The 202-nt window shown below is 70.3% G+C and carries 1 protein-coding gene; it reads right to left on the bottom strand.

Going from position 1 to position 202, the window contains the following annotated elements; genetic code table 11:
- Positions 1 to 202: aldehyde dehydrogenase family protein (locus tag IO24_RS41880; RefSeq protein ID WP_037670214.1), on the bottom strand; the 202-nt coding region annotated here is incomplete at both ends.

The raw sequence follows: 202 nt of genomic DNA on the forward strand, positions 1-202 counted from the left end.
GCCGCCTTCGCGGCCGAGGCCGGACTGCTTGACGCCGCCGAAGGGGGCGGCGGGGTTGGAGACGAGTCCGGTGTTGAGGCCGATCATGCCGCTCTCCAGGCGTTCGCTGACGCGCAGGGCGCGGTCGAGGTTCTGGGTGAACAGGTAGGCGGCGAGGCCGAATTCGGTGTCGTTGGCGGCGGTGACGGCTTCGTCTTCGGTG

The sequence above is a fragment of the Streptomyces flavovariabilis genome (genome assembly GCF_000725785.1).
GTDB lineage: Bacteria > Actinomycetota > Actinomycetes > Streptomycetales > Streptomycetaceae > Streptomyces > Streptomyces hawaiiensis.